General features: G+C 63.9%; 16 protein-coding genes. 5 read left to right on the top strand and 11 right to left on the bottom strand.

The features are described from left to right. The first annotated feature begins 82 nt into the window (after positions 1-82). From hpf to LOY26_RS04725, 4 genes are read left to right on the top strand one after another with little or no spacing between them, the layout of a single operon-like run. Positions 83-391 (top strand): ribosome hibernation-promoting factor, HPF/YfiA family, encoded by a 309-nt coding sequence (hpf, locus tag LOY26_RS04740; RefSeq protein ID WP_033701100.1) that lies wholly within the window; start codon positions 83-85, stop codon positions 389-391. Positions 392-403: 12 nt separating this feature from the next. Beyond that, on the top strand, positions 404-868 hold the full coding sequence (gene ptsN, locus LOY26_RS04735) for a PTS IIA-like nitrogen regulatory protein PtsN (protein WP_033701102.1): 465 nt from the start codon (positions 404-406) through the stop codon (positions 866-868). 2 nt (positions 869-870) lie between these two features. After that, the gene (rapZ, locus tag LOY26_RS04730; protein ID WP_033701103.1) at positions 871-1,725 is read left to right on the top strand and encodes an RNase adapter RapZ; all 855 of its coding nucleotides are present in this window, start codon (positions 871-873) and stop codon (positions 1,723-1,725) included. A 20-nt stretch (positions 1,726-1,745) separates the two neighbouring features. Continuing rightward, positions 1,746-2,018 carry an HPr family phosphocarrier protein gene (locus LOY26_RS04725; protein ID WP_033701105.1) on the top strand — a complete coding sequence of 91 codons (273 nt, stop codon included), beginning with the start codon at positions 1,746-1,748 and terminating at the stop codon, positions 2,016-2,018. 5 nt (positions 2,019-2,023) lie between these two features. On the opposite strand, the gene LOY26_RS04720 is transcribed toward LOY26_RS04725, so the two are convergent. From LOY26_RS04720 to pmbA, 6 genes are all read right to left on the bottom strand, one after another. After that, a complete protein-coding gene (locus LOY26_RS04720) occupies positions 2,024-2,917 on the bottom strand; it encodes a ZIP family metal transporter (protein WP_099452996.1) in 894 nt (297 codons plus the stop codon). An 11-nt stretch (positions 2,918-2,928) separates the two neighbouring features. Next, on the bottom strand, positions 2,929-3,540 hold the full coding sequence (locus tag LOY26_RS04715; RefSeq protein WP_258714456.1) for a superoxide dismutase: 612 nt from the start codon (positions 3,538-3,540) through the stop codon (positions 2,929-2,931). Between the two features lies 1 nt (position 3,541). Then, a complete protein-coding gene (locus LOY26_RS04710) occupies positions 3,542-4,003 on the bottom strand; it encodes a hypothetical protein (RefSeq protein ID WP_186662925.1) in 462 nt (153 codons plus the stop codon). Between the two features lie 21 nt (positions 4,004-4,024). Further along, the gene (locus tag LOY26_RS04705) at positions 4,025-5,401 is read right to left on the bottom strand and encodes a lyase family protein (protein ID WP_258714455.1); all 1,377 of its coding nucleotides are present in this window, start codon (positions 5,399-5,401) and stop codon (positions 4,025-4,027) included. Beyond that, a complete protein-coding gene (locus tag LOY26_RS04700) occupies positions 5,394-5,795 on the bottom strand; it encodes a hypothetical protein (protein ID WP_033701111.1) in 402 nt (133 codons plus the stop codon). Before LOY26_RS04700 ends, LOY26_RS04705 begins: the two co-directional genes overlap by 8 nt. 137 nt (positions 5,796-5,932) lie before the next feature. Beyond that, a complete protein-coding gene (pmbA, locus tag LOY26_RS04695) occupies positions 5,933-7,279 on the bottom strand; it encodes a metalloprotease PmbA (RefSeq protein WP_033701112.1) in 1,347 nt (448 codons plus the stop codon). A 108-nt stretch (positions 7,280-7,387) separates the two neighbouring features. Here pmbA and yjgA point away from each other — a divergent pair, with 108 nt between their 5' ends. After that, on the top strand, positions 7,388-7,909 hold the full coding sequence (yjgA, locus tag LOY26_RS04690) for a ribosome biogenesis factor YjgA (RefSeq protein ID WP_258714454.1): 522 nt from the start codon (positions 7,388-7,390) through the stop codon (positions 7,907-7,909). 34 nt (positions 7,910-7,943) lie between these two features. Here yjgA and tldD read toward each other — a convergent pair whose 3' ends face one another. The 5 genes from tldD to LOY26_RS04665 form a co-directional block, all read right to left on the bottom strand. After that, a complete protein-coding gene (gene tldD, locus LOY26_RS04685; protein ID WP_033701116.1) occupies positions 7,944-9,383 on the bottom strand; it encodes a metalloprotease TldD in 1,440 nt (479 codons plus the stop codon). 2 nt (positions 9,384-9,385) lie between these two features. Further along, the gene (locus LOY26_RS04680) at positions 9,386-10,237 is read right to left on the bottom strand and encodes a carbon-nitrogen hydrolase family protein (RefSeq protein ID WP_258714453.1); all 852 of its coding nucleotides are present in this window, start codon (positions 10,235-10,237) and stop codon (positions 9,386-9,388) included. Positions 10,238-10,245: 8 nt separating this feature from the next. Further along, positions 10,246-14,067 carry a YhdP family protein gene (locus LOY26_RS04675; RefSeq protein ID WP_258714452.1) on the bottom strand — a complete coding sequence of 1,274 codons (3,822 nt, stop codon included), beginning with the start codon at positions 14,065-14,067 and terminating at the stop codon, positions 10,246-10,248. A gap of 82 nt (positions 14,068-14,149) precedes the next feature. Next, positions 14,150-15,607: a ribonuclease G gene (rng, locus tag LOY26_RS04670; protein ID WP_033701120.1), complete on the bottom strand. Its 1,458-nt coding sequence runs from the start codon at positions 15,605-15,607 to the stop codon at positions 14,150-14,152. A gap of 54 nt (positions 15,608-15,661) precedes the next feature. Further along, on the bottom strand, positions 15,662-16,273 hold the full coding sequence (locus LOY26_RS04665; RefSeq protein WP_033701122.1) for a nucleoside triphosphate pyrophosphatase: 612 nt from the start codon (positions 16,271-16,273) through the stop codon (positions 15,662-15,664). Positions 16,274-16,300: the final 27 nt, after the last annotated feature.

Below are 16,300 nucleotides of genomic sequence, written 5' to 3'. Positions count from 1 at the left end.
CCCCTGGTATGTGCCACAGCATTTGCGGGGCAGGTGCAAGACCTGCCTCTTTATGATGCACGGGCAACAAAGGAGAAGCTGTATGCAAGTCAACATCAGTGGACACCATGTAGAAGTCACCCCGCCGCTGCGCGACTATATCGAGCAGAAACTCAAGCGCCTGGAGGGTCACTTCGACAAGATTACCAACGTGCAGGTCATCATGAAGGTCGAGAAGCTGCAGCAGAAGGTCGAAGCGACCCTGCAGATTCCTGGCGGTGAAGTGGTCGCCAACGCGGAACACGAAGACATGTATGCAGCGATCGACGCCTTGGCCGACAAGCTCGACCGCCAACTGAAAAAACACAAGGAAAAACAGCAAAGCCTGCTGCAAGGCACGGCTGCCCGCTGATCCCCCTCATCCATGATCCGACTTGAAACCATCCTGACCCCCGGCCGTTCCCTCGTGAACGTGCCGGGCGGCAGTAAGAAGCGCGCCCTCGAAAAGGTCGCCACTGTCATCGCCGACCAAGTGCCAGAACTGGAGATGCAAGACGTCTTCGAAAAACTGGTCGCCCGTGAAAAACTCGGCTCGACCGGGTTCGGCAACGGCATCGCCATCCCCCACTGCCGGCTCGAAGGATGCACCGCCCCCGTCAGCGCCTTGCTGCACCTGGAGGCACCGATCGACTACGACGCCATCGATGGCGCACCCGTGGACCTGCTGTTCGTCCTGCTGGTGCCCGAAGCTGCCACCGATGCGCACCTGGAACTGCTGCGCCAGATTGCCAGCATGCTCGATCGCAAAGAGGTTCGTGATCGTCTGCGTGCAGCCAGCAGTAACGAGGCCCTTTACCAGGTTGTCCTGGACGTCCAGAGCGAGCCCTGAACATGCGTCTGATCATCGTTAGCGGCCGGTCCGGCTCCGGCAAGAGCACCGCCCTCGATGTGCTGGAAGACAACGGTTTCTATTGCATCGACAACCTGCCCGCCGGCCTGCTACCGCAGCTGGCGGAAAACGCGTTGATCAATACCGAGTTGCTGCAACCCAAGGTCGCCGTGTCGATTGACGCGCGCAACCTGCCCAGCCACCTGTCGCGTTTCCCCGAACTGCTCGAAGAGGCCCGAGCGCGGCACATCCAATGCGACGTGCTGTACCTGGACGCCGACGAAGATACGCTGCTCAAACGCTTCTCCGAGACGCGCCGGCGCCACCCGCTGACCAATGCCAACCGTTCCCTGGCAGAGGCAATACGGGTCGAGAGCGACATGCTGGGGCCGATCTCCGATCTGGCTGACCTGAAAATCGACACTACCAGCCTAAACCTTTACCAACTGCGCGACTCGATCAAGCTACGCCTGCTCAACCAGCCAGAGCCTGGCACTGCGTTTCTGGTCGAATCGTTCGGCTTCAAGCGCGGCATGCCGGTCGATGCCGACCTGGTGTTCGATGTGCGCTGCCTGCCCAACCCCTATTGGAAGCCCGAGCTGCGTGAGCACTCCGGCCTCGATCAGCCGGTGATCGACTACCTCGCCGCCCAGCCGGATGTCGAAGAGATGTTCAACGACATTTCCAGCTACCTGCTCAAATGGCTGCCCCGCTTCGCCGCCAGCAACCGCGCCTACGTCACTATCGCCATCGGCTGCACCGGCGGCCATCACCGCTCGGTGTACCTGACCGAACGCCTCGGCGAGTTGCTGCAGCAATCACTGAAAAACGTCCAGGTCCGCCACCGCGACCTCTAGCCCACAGGATCCACCCCACGATGCCCGCCTGCGAAATCACCATCATCAACAAGCTGGGCCTGCATGCCCGGGCGGCAGCCAAGTTCGTCGGCGTGGCCGGGCGCTTCCCCTGCCAGGTGCGCGTGGGCCGCGCGCCCGACAAGCTGGTGGACGGCAAAAGCATCATGGCAGTGATGATGCTCGCGGCAGGCAAAGGCACCCAGGTGCACCTGCTGACCGAAGGCGAACAGGACAACGAAGCGCTGGAAGCCTTGATCGAGCTGATCAACAACTACTTCGACGAAGGCGAGTAAACCGCTCAGGACATCGCGGTGTCCATCACCATCATCAGGCAGAAACCGATACACAGCCCCAGGCTGGCCAAGCGGTGATGCCCATTGCTGCGCGACTCAGGGATGATTTCCTGGGTCACCACCAACAGCATCGCTCCCGCCGCACACGCCAACCCCAACGGCAGCAGCAGTTCGGCTACGTTGACCAGCCAGGCACAGATCACCGCAGCCACGGGTTCGACCAGGCCTGAAGCGGCTCCGATCAGAAACGCCTTGAACCGCGGCATGCCCGCCCCCGCCAGCACCAGCGCTATCACCAGGCCCTCAGGCACATCCTGCAAGGCGATGCCCATGGCCAGGCTGTCGGCATCCGCCATACCGCCACCCGCCGACACGCCGATGGCCATGCCTTCAGGAATGTTGTGGGCAATGATGGCAATCACGAACAGCCAGATTCGCGCGGCGATCACTGGCTGGTTATCCGTGCCGACCAAGGCTTCCGGCGAGGCCCCGGAAACCTTGAGGTCGACCAGAAACAGGCACAAGGCGCCGAACATCAAGCCAAAGCTGATCAGGCCGCCCGCGCCCCAGGGGCTGAAGCCGATACCTTGAGCCGCTTCCAGCCCCGGAATGATCAGGGAAAACGCGGTGGCTGCCAGCATCACGCCGGCGCCGAAGCCCAGCAGTGTGTCGGCCAGGGCCACCGGCATATTACGTATCACCAACACCGGTACCGCGCCCAGCGCCGTCCCCAACGCGCACAGTGCGCCCCCCTCGAGGGCGCGCAACATGCGCGGTTCCAGGCCCAGCCAGGCAATGCCCTGCGCCAGCAACAGCGCAGTGCCGACCAGCAACAGCAAGGTTCCTATCGCCAGGCGAAACAGACGCACGCTGCTGACGGACAACACCTGTGAACGCATACCGGATCGACTCACTTCAAGGCTTCGAGATAACGACGTTCTACTTCCGCCCAGTCGACGACGTTGTAGAAGGCACCGATGTATTCAGGGCGACGGTTCTGGTACTTGAGGTAGTAAGCGTGTTCCCACACGTCCAACCCCAGGATCGGCGTATTACCGTGCATCAGCGGGCTGTCCTGGTTGCCGCTGCTTTCAACCACCAGCTTGTTTTCCGGGGTGACGCTGAGCCAGGCCCAACCACTGCCGAAGCGGCTCAGTGCCGCTTTGGTGAACGCGTCCTTGAAGGCGTCGAAACCACCCAGCTCGGCTTCGATTGCCTTGGCCACCTGACCGTGCGGCTGGCCGCCACCCTGTGGCGCCATGACGGTCCAGAACAGCGTGTGGTTGGCGTGGCCACCCCCTTGGTTGATCACCGCAGCCTGCAGCTTCTCTGGCAACTGCTTGACCGCGCCGACCAACTGCTCCACCGGCCACTCGGCCCATTCGGTGCCTTCGATAGCGGCGTTGAGGTTGTTGATATAGGCCTGGTGATGCTTGCTGTGGTGAATCTCCATGGTCTGGGCATCGATGTGCGGTTCCAGCGCATCGTAGGCATAGGGCAACGCAGGCAAGGTGTGTGGCATGTCAGTGGATTCCGTAAGCGTGGGGTCTGGGTGTCACGTCGGCCTTCGCCGCCAGCGCGCTGGCCGCGGGTGCGTGACGGTTGAGCAGGCGCTCGGTGCGCGGGTACTGGCCGTACTCGGCGATGAAATTCAGCAACTCGGTGTAGGTGCGCCCACTGTGGCGCAGCGCGGCATCGCGCAGCGCCTGGGGCAAGCGGGCCTCCTGGCTGGCCTGCAGCAGGCGCTGATGCGCAGAGCACAGGTAGTCGGCGCTCTCGTGCGGCTGGTTCAGCCGCAGGTGCAGGTCGGCCAGGTTGTGGTGAGCGATGACGAACACCGCCACCGCTTCGTCGACGTCATGCCAGCGCTCGAACAGCACCTGGGCCAGCGCCAGGGCTTGCAGGTAGTGTTCCCGTGCATCGACCCACTCACCTTGCTCGAACAGGTGGTTGGCCATTTCGGTGGTGCGTTTCCAGTGCTGCATGGCGTGTCTCCTGCGCCGGGGTCAGATCCCGCCGGCGGTGAGTTTTTCCGGGTCGAGCAGCGCTTCCAGCTGGTCGCGCGACAAGTCGGTATGCTCCAGCGCCACATCGATGATCGGGCGGCCTTGCTGGTAGGCGGTCTTGGCGACTTCGGCGGCCTTGAGATAGCCGATGATCGGGTTCAGCGCCGTGACCAGGATCGGGTTGCGCGCCAGCGCCTCCTTGAGCTTGCCTTCATTGACCTTGAACGTGGCGATGGCCTTGTCGGCCAGCAAGCGGCTGACGTTGGCCATCAGTTCGATGCTTTCCAGCAGGTTGCGGGCGATCACCGGCAGCATCACGTTCAGCTCGAAGTTGCCCGACTGCCCGGCGATGGCGATGGTCGCGTCATTGCCGATGACCTGCGCAGCCACCATGGCAGTGGCTTCCGGGATCACTGGGTTGACCTTGCCCGGCATGATCGAAGAGCCAGGCTGCAGGCCTTGCAGTTCAATCTCGCCAAGGCCGGCCAACGGGCCGGAGTTCATCCAGCGCAGGTCGTTGGCGATTTTCATCAGCGCCACCGCAGCAGTCTTGAGCTGCCCGGAAAGAGCTACGGCGGTGTCCTGCGAGCCGATCAGGGCAAACAGGTTCTGCCCAGGGGTGAACTCGACCTGGGTCAGGGCACTGAGCTGGCGCGCGAAGCCGGCAGCGAACTGTGGGTGGGCGTTGATACCCGTTCCCACCGCCGTGCCGCCCTGGGCCAGCGCCTGCAGGCTCGGCAGGGTCGCCTCGATGTGCGCCTGCGCGCCTTTGATTTGTGCTGCCCAGCCGTCGAGCACCTGGCTCATGCGCACGGGCATGGCGTCCATCAGGTGGGTACGGCCGGTTTTGACGAATGGGTGTACCTGCTGCGATTTGGCCTCGATCACCTGTACCAGGTGACGCAACGCTGGCAGCAGTTGCTCGTGCAGCGCCAGGGCGGCACTGACATGGATGGTAGTCGGGATGATGTCGTTGCTGCTCTGGCCGCAGTTCACATGGTCGTTGGCATTGACCGCATTACCCAGCACGCGAGTCGCCAGGGTGGCGATCACCTCGTTGGCGTTCATATTCGAACTGGTGCCGGAACCGGTCTGGAACACATCCACCGGGAAATGCTGGATGAAATCTTCCGCCAGCAGTTGTTCGACTGCCTTGACGATGGCCTGACCTTGCTCGGCGCTCACCTGCTCCAGCTCGATGTTGGCCTTGGCCGCTGCGGCCTTGGCCAGCAGCAATGCGCGAATGAACTGGGCCGGCATGCGCTGGCCGCTGACCGGGAAGTTGTCGACCGCGCGCTGGGTCTGGGCGCCATACAGGGCCTCGGCAGGCACCTGCAGCTCACCCATGCTGTCACGCTCGATACGGGTATTACTCATCGTCTAATCCTTGCATCAGTTCATCGGGAGAAATCGAAGGCAGCAGCACGCAATTGGCCAATTGCAGGGCGTAGGGCTGCCAGCGCTGGTTCTGTTCGCGGCGGTCGAGGTTGCGCAGGTCGAGCAAGGGTCGCCAGGCCTGGTCCAGGCACAGGCAGCGCCAATGCCAGGGCAGCATGCGGTCGCAAGCGGTATCCAGGAGCAGGCGAAAGGAGGTCAGGGCCACCGTCCATGGCAAGGTTTCGGTGCAGCACACCAGGTAGCGGCCTTCGGCCAGGTAGTGCTCGATCAGGCGCGGCTCATCGGGCTCGAGCGCGCAGCGAATGCGCCGGCTGAGCCAGCGCCAGTTTTCCAGGTAGGGCAACTCGTGGAGGACGGATTTCATGAACACCATCGCCAAGCAACTGGGTAATGATATTCATTATTAAGTGATAAATAGAATCACTTCAAGAGGGCATCGACCAAAGCAGGGAGTAAGCAGGTATAAAAAAACCCGGCGCGCAGGCCGGGTTTTGTAGATCAGGCGGCCACTCAGCTGCCGGCAACGGTCATCCGTTCGATCAGCACCGAGCCCGTGTGAATATTGCTGCGGGTCTCAAGATCGCTGCCGATCGCCACGATTTGCTGGAACATGTCCTTCATGTTCCCGGCGATGGTCACTTCCTGGACCGCATGCTGGATCTCGCCGTTCTCGACCCAGAAGCCTGCAGCCCCACGCGAATAGTCGCCCGTGACCATGTTCAGGCCATGCCCCATCAACTCGGTCACCAGCAAGCCACGCCCCATCCGGCGGATCAGGGCCGCCTGGTCCTCGACGCCGTGGGTCACATACAGGTTGTGCACCCCCCCGGAGTTGGCCGTGCTGGGCAGGCCGAGCTTGCGCCCGGAATAGGTCCCCAGCAGGTACGACACCAGCTCACCCTTGTCGACGAACGGTTTGGCGTAGGTCGCCAGGCCGTCACCGTCGAACGCAGCACTGCCCAAGGCCCGGGGAATATGCGGGCGCTCATCGAGGGTCAGCCAGCTTGGGAACAGCCGCTGCCCGATAGTGCCTTCAAGGAACGACGACTTGCGGTACAGGTTGCCGCCGGAAATGGCCGACAGGAAGCTGCCAAACAGGCCGCCGGCGAGCTCTGCCGAGAACAGCACCGGCACTTCGCACGTCGGCACCGGGCGGGCGCCGAGGCGGCTGGCCGCACGCTGGGCCGCACGCTGGCCGATGCTGCGCGGGTCGGCCAACAAATTGCCCTGGCGGTTTACGTCATACCAGTAGTCACGCTGCATCTGGCCATCACCCTCGGCGATCATCACGCAGCTCAGGCTGTGTCGGGTCGAGGCGTAGCTGCCGATGAAGCCGTGGCTGTTGCCATACACTCGGCACCCTTGGTGAGTGTTGAGCGTGGTGCCATCGGCGTTGAGAATGCGTGAATCGGCGTCGAACGCCGCGGCCTCGCAAGCCAGGGCCATCTCGATCGCCTTCTCGGGTTCGATGTCCCAGTCGTGGTAAAGGTCCAGGTCCGGGATATCGCGGGCCATCAGGGCGGCGTCGGCCAAGCCGGAGCATTCGTCTTCGGACGTATGCTTGGCGATCGCCAGCGCGGCGGCTACGGTTTCGCGGATCGCCTCGGGGCCACTTGCCGAGGTACTGGCCGAACCTTTGCGCTGGCCGACATAGAGGGTGATGCCAAAGCCCTGGTCACGGTTGAACTCGACCGTTTCGACCTCGCGCTGACGCACCGTGGTGGACAGGCCTTGCTCCAGCGAGACCGCCACTTCGCAGGCACTGGCGCCCTGGCGACGCGCTTCGGCGATGATCGCTTCGACCTGCTCCTGCAAGGCTGGCAGGTCTTTCGGACCTACGCTCTGGACTGCACTCATGGTTCTCTCCACTCAAATTCTGCGTTCGGCGAGGGTCATTCTACGACCGGGCCGGACAAGCGGCCCCCGACTGGTTATCATGGCGGCGATTTCTAGCGGACTGCCACCATGGTTGATTCAAACGACGACGCCTTCGACGGCGAAAAAAGCAAAACCCAGATCAAGCGCGAACTGCATGCACTGGTCGAACTCGGCGAGCGCCTCACTACGCTCAAGGCCGACACCCTGGCACGCCTGCCGTTGACCGACGAGCTGCGCAAGGCGCTGGCCGAGGCCAGCAAGCACACCGCTCACGGTGCCCGCAAACGCCACATGTCGTTTGTCGGCAAGCTGATGCGTGTGCAGGACCTGGATGCCATCCATGCCTTGCTCGAACAGATGGACAGCTCGACCCGCCAGTACAACGAGCGTTTCCACGGCCTGGAGCGCTGGCGCGACCGGTTGATCGACGGCAATGACGAAGACCTCGAACGCTTCGTCAACGAGTACCCCAATACCGATCGCCAGCAAATGCGCTCGCTGATCCGCCATGCCCAGCACGAGAAGGCGCGTAACAAACCGCCTGCCGCCGCGCGCAAGGTGTTCAAGTACATCCGCGACCTCGACGAGCTGCAGCGCGGATTGCGCTGATTGCCCAGGGGCTGCTGCGCAGCCCCCACACCTGTCACGCCCCGGTCCCGCCGACGGTAATCGCATCGAGTTTCAACGTCGGCTGCCCGACCCCTACCGGCACCGACTGCCCATCCTTGCCGCACGTGCCGACGCCACTGTCCAGCGCCAGGTCATTGCCGACCATCGACACCCGGCTCATCGCCTCCGGCCCGTTGCCAATCAGCGTTGCACCCTTGACCGGCGCGGTGATCTTGCCGTCTTCGATCAGGTAAGCCTCACTGGTGGAAAAGACGAACTTGCCGCTGGTGATATCCACCTGGCCACCGCCCAGATTGGCGCAATAGATGCCTCTTTTCACCGAAGCGATGATTTCCTGCGGGTCGCTTTCGCCCGCGCGCATGTAGGTGTTGGTCATGCGCGGCATCGGCAGATGGGCGTAGGATTCGCGGCGGCCATTGCCGGTCACGGCCATGCCCATCAGGCGGGCGTTCAGTTTGTCCTGCATGTAGCCTTTGAGCACACCGTTCTCGATCAGCGTGGTGCACTCGGTCGGGGTGCCTTCGTCATCCACGCTCAACGAACCGCGGCGGCCTTCAAGGGTGCCGTCGTCGACGATGGTGCACAGTTTCGACGCCACCTGCTCACCGATCCGGCCGCTGAACGCCGAGCTGCCCTTGCGGTTGAAGTCGCCTTCCAGGCCATGGCCCACCGCTTCATGCAACAGTACGCCCGACCAGCCCGGCCCCAGCACCACGGGCAAGGTACCCGCCGGGGCAGGAATCGCCTCCAGGTTCACCAGGGCCTGACGCAACGCCTCACGGGCATAACCCATGACTTTCTCTTCGGTGAAGAAGCGGTAGTCGGTACGCCCGCCGCCACCCTGGCCACCGCGCTCGCGGCGGCCATTGTGTTCGACGATGACGCTGACGTTGAAGCGCACCAGCGGGCGCACGTCGGCGGCCAGGCTGCCATCGGCCGCCGCGATGAGAATGCGCTCCCAGACCCCGGCCATGCTCACGCTGACCTGCTGGATACGCGGGTCCAGCGCCCGGGTGGCGGCATCGACACGCTTGAGCAGGTCGACCTTTTCGGCGCGACTGAGCACATCCAGGGGGTTGTCCGGCGCATACAGGGCCGTCACATCCTGGCTGCGGAAAGCCTGGACCGTACCATTCTGCCCGGCACGGGAGATCGAACGCGCGGCACGGGCCGCCGAGGTCAGTGCCTCCAGGTTGATGGCGTTGCTGTAGGCGAAGCCGGTCTTTTCACCGGACTGGGCACGCACGCCCACGCCTTGGTCGAGGTTGAAGCTGCCCTCTTTGACGATGCCGTCCTCCAGCGCCCAGGTTTCCGAGATCTGGCCCTGGAAATACAAGTCGGCGGCATCGATGCCCGGGCCGGCCAACTCACCCAGCACAGCCTGCAGGCTGTCCAGGGTCAACCCGCCTGGGGCCAGGAGCTGCTCGCTGACGGTGGATAACATCTGGCTCATAGTCACTCCGAGGTGTGCGCAGGCCGCAAGGCGTCCTGCGAGAAAAAGCGCCGGTGCGAAACCACCGGCATGCGCGCCCGAATGGACGCTTGTTCATCAGTGTCGCGCTCGGCGAGCAATACCGCTTCGCCCTGCGCCTGCTGCGCAACGATCCGCCCCCAAGGGTCGACGATCGCTGCATGCCCATGGGTTTCCCGTGGGCCTGGATGGGTGCCGCCCTGCGCTGCGGCCAACAGGTAGCATTGGGTCTCGATGGCACGCGCGCGAATCAGCACGTCCCAGTGCGCCGCGCCCGTCACCGCAGTGAAGGCGGCTGGCGCGCAGATCAGCTCGGCCCCGGCAACGCGCAAGGCACTGTACAACTCGGGGAAGCGCAGGTCATAGCATACGCTCAGGCCCAGGCGCCCCACCGGGGTATCGGCCACCACCACCTGCGCGCCATGGGCATAGTCGTCGGACTCACGGTAACGGCCGCGGTTGTCGGCGACGTCCACGTCGAACAGGTGCAACTTGTCGTAGCGTGCCGCCACTTCACCGTGCTCGTCGATCAGCAGTGAGCAGGCATGGGCCTTGGCATCAGGCTGGCCGACCGGTGGCAACGGCAAGGTGCCGGCAACAATCCATAACTTGAGGTCGCGCGCGGTGCGTTTCAACCATGGCAGGATCGGCCCTTCGTTCAAGGCTTCGGCGCGGCCGATCACTGCAGCATCCTTGCGCCCCATGGCGGCGAAGTTTTCTGGCAGCACGGCCAGGCGTGCGCCACCGAGCGCGGCCTGTTCAAGCAGGGCGCCGGCACGCTGCAGGTTGGCCAGCACGTCGTCCTGACTGACCATCTGGATCACCGCTGCCTTCATGAAGACTCCTAGCGCGATTTCTCGAAAGGTTTCACAAATGTGATTCTAGGCTCTTTCCACGGCCCCTCGACGCGGTAATGCACGCTGGCAAAGCGTGATACCCGGTCGCCGATCAAGCGATCGACCAGGAACAGCGCGCCCCCCACCGCAGGTGCCCCGATAATCAGGGCAGCCAGCGGCAGGTTGTTGGTCACCGGCAGGCTCACCTGCAGGTTGGCATCCACCCGGTCACGGACCAGGTCGAGGGTACCGTCAAGCTCGAAGTTGCTCGACGGGCCGGTAACGGTAATCGGCTCGCGGGTCACGTAGACGCCATTGCTGGCCACCAGCAGGCCCTTGACCCGATCATAGGCCAGGCCTTTGTCGAACAGGTCGGAAAAGTCCAGGCGCAAGCGGCGGCCGATGGAGTTGAAGTTGAGCAGGCCGAACACGCGCAGGGCCTGGGCACTGCCTTCGACTTCGACGAACTGGCCGGTGCGCAGGGCGGCATCCATGCTCCCGGAGAAACGGTTCAAGCCCACCCAGGCAGGTGAGCCCGGCCAGCGGCCGTCGACATCCAGGCGGAAATCGCGGCTGGTCACGGTGGGGGCAAACCCCCACGCCTTGAGCACATCGGCCAGGTTCTTGCCGTCCAGGCGCCCTTTGTACCAGCTACTGCTGCTGCCCGGCGGGCCTTCCCAGCCACCGCCGCCATCGATGCGCAGGCCCTTGAAGTCAAGGTCGATATCGTCTGCCGATACGCCACGCGCGGTCGGGCGCAACTTGATCGATGCGCTGCCATAGAGGTCGTCGCCACGGTAGAGCTTGTCGATGCTCAGGTCCAGGGCAGGCACCTTGCGCGGGTCGAATGAGGCCAACGGGTCGGGCCCCTCCTCGGCCTGCGCCTGGGCCGGGTCCGCCGCTGGCAGGCGCAAGGTCTGCAGGCGCACCGACATTGGCGCGGCCTTGGCGTCGGGTACGCGCGCGTTGCCGATGACTTCCTTGCTGTCCAGGCGCAGGTCCCACGCCGGGCCACCACGGGCCAGACGCACCACCGCCTGATTCAGGTCCATGCCGAAGGCTTTGAGCTGGCCGATGCTCAGGTCGACGCTTTGCAGGCTCTGCCGGGCACTGCCACCGGGGTCGTCACCGCCCAGGCTAGCCATCTGCGCTTGCCACGGCGCCAGGTCCAGTGTTTCCAGGTGCCCGCGTACCCGCAGCCCCTGGCCGCTTGGCACTTGCGCCTGGCCTGTGCCCAACAGCAGCTCACCGCGGCCCTGGGCCAGTTTGTCGCCGGGCGCGGCATAGGCAAAGCGTGCAAGGTCGGCATAGCTGGCGTCGAAGCGCCGCTCCTGGCCCTGCAGGTTCATGCTGAAGCGGCTGTCGCGGGTATCCGCCGCTGCCTTGCCGAAGGGGGCCGGCAAATTGATCGCCAACCCCTTGAGCGACGAGTTGACGTTCAGGCTGTTGTCCCGGCCACCCAGGTTGACCTGCAACTGATAGGGCAGCTCGCCCGAGGCAGGCAGCGCCTGGTTGAACTGCAGCCACTCGGTCAGCGCTTTCAGCGAAACCTGGCCGCTGGCGTTGATGCGGGTCTGCATCTGCCCTGGCTCGCCCTCGGCGACGATCTGCGCAGTCACCGGCTTGCCGAACGCCTGCAGGCTGATGTCCTTGCCGCTCAGGCCCTTGTCGAAGTCGAAACTGAAGTCGCCCTTCAGGCGGTTCAGCTCCAGGCTTGGCGGGGCCACCTTGAGGCGGGCATCAGCGGTGGCGAAGTCCACCTTGACCTTGGGCCGCTGCCCATGTGCCAGGGGGATATCGAGCTTGACCTTGCCCTTGAGCGGGCCCTCGCCTTCCCACCCGGCGAAGATTTCACCCGTGCCGATCGGGGCTTCCTTGAGAATTTTCAGGCCGTCACCCAGGCTGCCGTCGAAATCGCCATCCAGGTACAGATGGCTGTGCTGGTCGCCTTCGACGTGGGGGATGTCGACACTGACGTCACTGACCTTGGTATCGAGCAGCAGGCCATGGTGGGCCTTGATGCGCACACCACTGTCTTCGATCAGCACGTCACCATCGACCTGCTGCACTTGAGGCCAGCCGGGCTGGAAGTCCAGCGCCGCGTCACGCACCTTGAAGAACAGGCTGATACTGCGAGCCTCCGGGGCGGCGCCGTGGTTCAGCGATCCCTGGTACTGGAAGTAGCCCTCATCCACGGTGCCCTTGACGATCGCACTGCGCAGCCATTCGTCGAGGGCCGGGCTGAGCACTTCCGGCAAGTATTTGGCGGTGTATCGGCCATCGCCCTCGGTCAACCCGACCCGCAGGTCCATGTAGTCCTCGCGGCCCTCTTCGAACAGCAGGCGGATCAGGAAGTCACCGGCGATCTTGCCCTCCTCGCCCAGCACCTTGAGGTACGGCGCGACGAGGGTGAAGCCTTGCTTGTCGAGGGCCCAGGTCAGGCGGGCATTGGCCTGCTGGTAATGCCAAGGTTTGGCGAAGATCGGGTACAAGTGCAGCATGAAGGCCTCAGTGTCGAGCCGCAGCTCGCCATGGCCCAGGTCGCCGCTGATGCTGCCACTGACGTTGCCGGCCGCCGGGGCACCGTGGTAGGCGTTGAAACCGACCTGCTCCAGGTTGGCGGCAAATTGCAGCCGCTGGTCGCCCTCAGCCTTGGGCCGCGCCTCCAGGCGCAGGTTGCGCAGCGCGCCGGTGACCTTCAGGCCATCGACCACGGCCATGAGGTTATCCGGCAGCGGTGCCAAGGCATCGATCAATGGGGTCAGCGGAGTGAGGTCAAGGCGGTCGGCCTGCACTTCCCAGCGCTCGTCGGCGGGTGCCTGCCCAGGGCGCTGGCGTAACTGCAGATGGGTTTCCCAACGGGTCTTGCCGATGCTCATGGCCAGGGAATCGACACTCACATCGAAGCCTTGCGGGCTGCGCTGGAACCAGGCGGCGAGCGCCAGGTTGTCCAGGGTTGCGGCCTTGCGCCCGGCATACGCACCTTGCAGCGTTGGCGCATTGAGACGGACCACCGCGTGTTGCAACTGGCCTTGGCGCCAGTCGACCCAGAACTCGCCCCCGGCGCGCAATGCGTCAGCCTGCCACTGGCCCAGCAGACGCGGCGGCAACCAGCGCGCCCAATCGCTCTGCGGCAGGCTCAGGTATGCCGTAACCTCAGCGTCTTGCCAGGCTTTGGCCGACGCGCGGCTGCGCAGGTTCAGCGCCAGGGGCTGGCCGTCCGGCAGGGTTGCGCGCACGTCGAGGGCCTGGCGCGAGGCACCGGCCTGCAGGCCGGCACTCACATACGTCAAGGTCAGGGGGTCGCGCTGCCAGGGCTGCAAGGTAACCTGGCTGTCGAATACATCGATACGCCCCAGTTGGCGCAAGCGCTGCAGCAATTCGGCGGGGTCGAGGGCGGCATCGTCTTTTTTCGGCAGCCCTTCGAGGTTCCAGGCGCCTTGCTCATCTTCGCGCAGGATCAGTTGCAAGCCGCCTAACTGAATACGCGCCAGGCGTACCTCGCGGGAGGTCAGGCTGGCCCACAAGTCCGGCACCAGCTTGACGTCGTCCAGGCGCAACGCGGTGGCGCCTTCGCCCAATTGCAGGTCGCGAACGCGCAGCACAGGCGCCAGCCCGCTCCAGCGCCCCTCAAGGGCGCCGACATGCACTGGCAGGCCCAACGCCTGTTCGGCCTTGCTCTCGACATCGGCTCGGTACTCGGCCACCAACGGCACCAATTGCCGGCCGAGGCTGACATACAACGCCACCAGCACCGCCAGCAGCGCACACAAGCCCAGCCCCCAGCGAGTCAAGGCGACAAGAACGCGGTTCAGACGTCCCATGGCCATGGCCCTCCAGGTCGTTTATCCATGATGGCCCCAAGTACCGGTTTTGCCAGCCCGGCCATCCTGTGCTGCGTTTTGGTAAGCCTCAGAGCAGCACCACATCGTATTGTTCCTGCGAGTACATCGACTCGACCTGGAAGCGAATAGTTCTGCCGATGAAGGTTTCAAGCTCCGCCACGTTGCCCGACTCTTCGTCCAGCAGGCGGTCGACCACTTTCTGGTTGGCCAGTACGCGGTAGCCCTCGGCCTGGTAGGCACGGGCTTCGCGAAGGATCTCACGGAAGATCTCGTAACAAATGGTCTCGGGGGTTTTCAGCTTGCCACGGCCCTGGCACGCCAGGCAGGGTTCGCAGAGCACCTGCTCGAGGCTCTCACGCGTGCGCTTGCGGGTCATCTGCACCAGGCCCAGCTCGGTAATGCCGATGATGTTGGTCTTGGCGTGATCACGCTCGAGCTGCTTTTCCAGGGTGCGCAGCACTTGGCGCTGATGCTCTTCATCTTCCATGTCGATGAAGTCGATGATGATGATGCCGCCGATGTTGCGCAGGCGCAGTTGCCGGGCAATGGCGGTAGCGGCTTCAAGGTTGGTCTTGAAGATAGTTTCTTCAAGGTTGCGATGGCCGACGAAGGCGCCGGTGTTGACGTCGATGGTGGTCATTGCCTCAGCAGGGTCGACCACCAGATAGCCACCGGACTTGAGCGGCACCTTGCGCTCCAGGGCACGCTGAATCTCGTCTTCGACACCGTACAGGTCAAAGATCGGCCGCTCGCCAGGGTAATGCTCGAGCCGATCGGCAATCTCAGGCATCAATTCGCCGACGAACTGCGTGGTTTTCTGGAACGTTTCCCGCGAGTCGATGCGGATTTTCTCGATCTTCGGGTTGACCAGGTCGCGCAGGGTACGCAGGGCCAGGCCGAGGTCTTCGTAGATTACCGTGGGCGCGCCGCAGGTCTGGATCTGGCTGCCGATCTGTTCCCACAGGCGGCGCAGGTAGCGAATATCCTGCAGGATCTCTTCGGCGCGGGCGCCTTCGGCGGCAGTGCGCAGGATGAAGCCGCCGGCGTCCTTGATGTTCTCGCTGTCCATGCAGCTGCTGACCACCTGCTTGAGGCGATCACGCTCGGCTTCGTCTTCGATCTTGAGGGAAATACCAACATGGCTGCTGCGCGGCATGTACACCAGGTAGCGCGAAGGGATCGACAACTGCGTGGTCAGGCGGGCGCCCTTGGTGCCGATCGGGTCCTTGGTCACCTGTACCACCAGCGCCTGGCCTTCATGCACCAGCGCGGTGATGTTTTCTACCGCCGAGCCTTCGCGCTGGGAAATTTCCGAGGCATGGATGAAGGCAGCCCGCTCCAGGCCGATGTCGACGAACGCCGCCTGCATGCCGGGCAGCACGCGTACCACCTTGCCCTTGTAGATATTGCCGACGATGCCGCGGCGCTGGGTGCGCTCGACGTGCACTTCCTGCAGCACCCCGTTTTCCACCACCGCCACACGTGACTCCATCGGGGTGATGTTGATCAGGATCTCTTCACTCATGGCAGGCTCTCGTCAAAGGTCTTGGATAATGATGGATCGCGCAGGCAGCGCTGGCTACTGCGGCTTTGTTACCTCTGGAGAAAGCGCAGGCAGTTGCCAGCAGGCGATGCCGAACCCGGCGAGCAGATCGGCGGTCTCGCTCAGCGGCAAACCCACCACCGCAGAGTAACTGCCTGCAAGGCCGGTGACGAACACTGCGCCCAGCCCCTGGATGGCATAACCGCCGGCTTTGTCGGCAGGCTCACCGCTGGCCCAGTAGCGCGCTGCTTCATCGGCGCTGATGGCACGAAAGCGCACACTGCTGGTGACGCACAGGCTCAGGGTGCGCGCCCCATCGCTCAGGGCGACAGCGGTCAATACCTGATGTTCGCGGCCAGACAAGTCGGCCAGCATGGCCAGGGCATGTTCACGGTTTTCCGGTTTGCCGAGAATACGGCCATCGAGGACCACTGCGGTGTCTGCGCCCAGCACCACCGCCGGGCCCTTCAGGCTGGCAAGGCCAGCTTCGGCCTTGGCCCGGGCGAGGCGCTCGACATAGGCCTGGGCACCTTCATTGGCCAGCGGGGTTTCATCGATGGGGGCGCTTACTGTAGTGAACGGTACGCCGATCTGGGTCAGCAGTTCACGACGACGGGGCGAGCCAGAGGCCAGGTAAAACGGGTTCATGTAGACATCTCCCTGTCAGTCGCGGCA

Origin of the sequence: Pseudomonas sp. B21-047, from assembly GCF_024748775.1 — a bacterium.
GTDB lineage: Bacteria > Pseudomonadota > Gammaproteobacteria > Pseudomonadales > Pseudomonadaceae > Aquipseudomonas > Aquipseudomonas capeferrum.
Note: the sequence above shows the minus strand (reverse complement) of the source record. Positions and strands in the feature narration are given on the sequence as shown.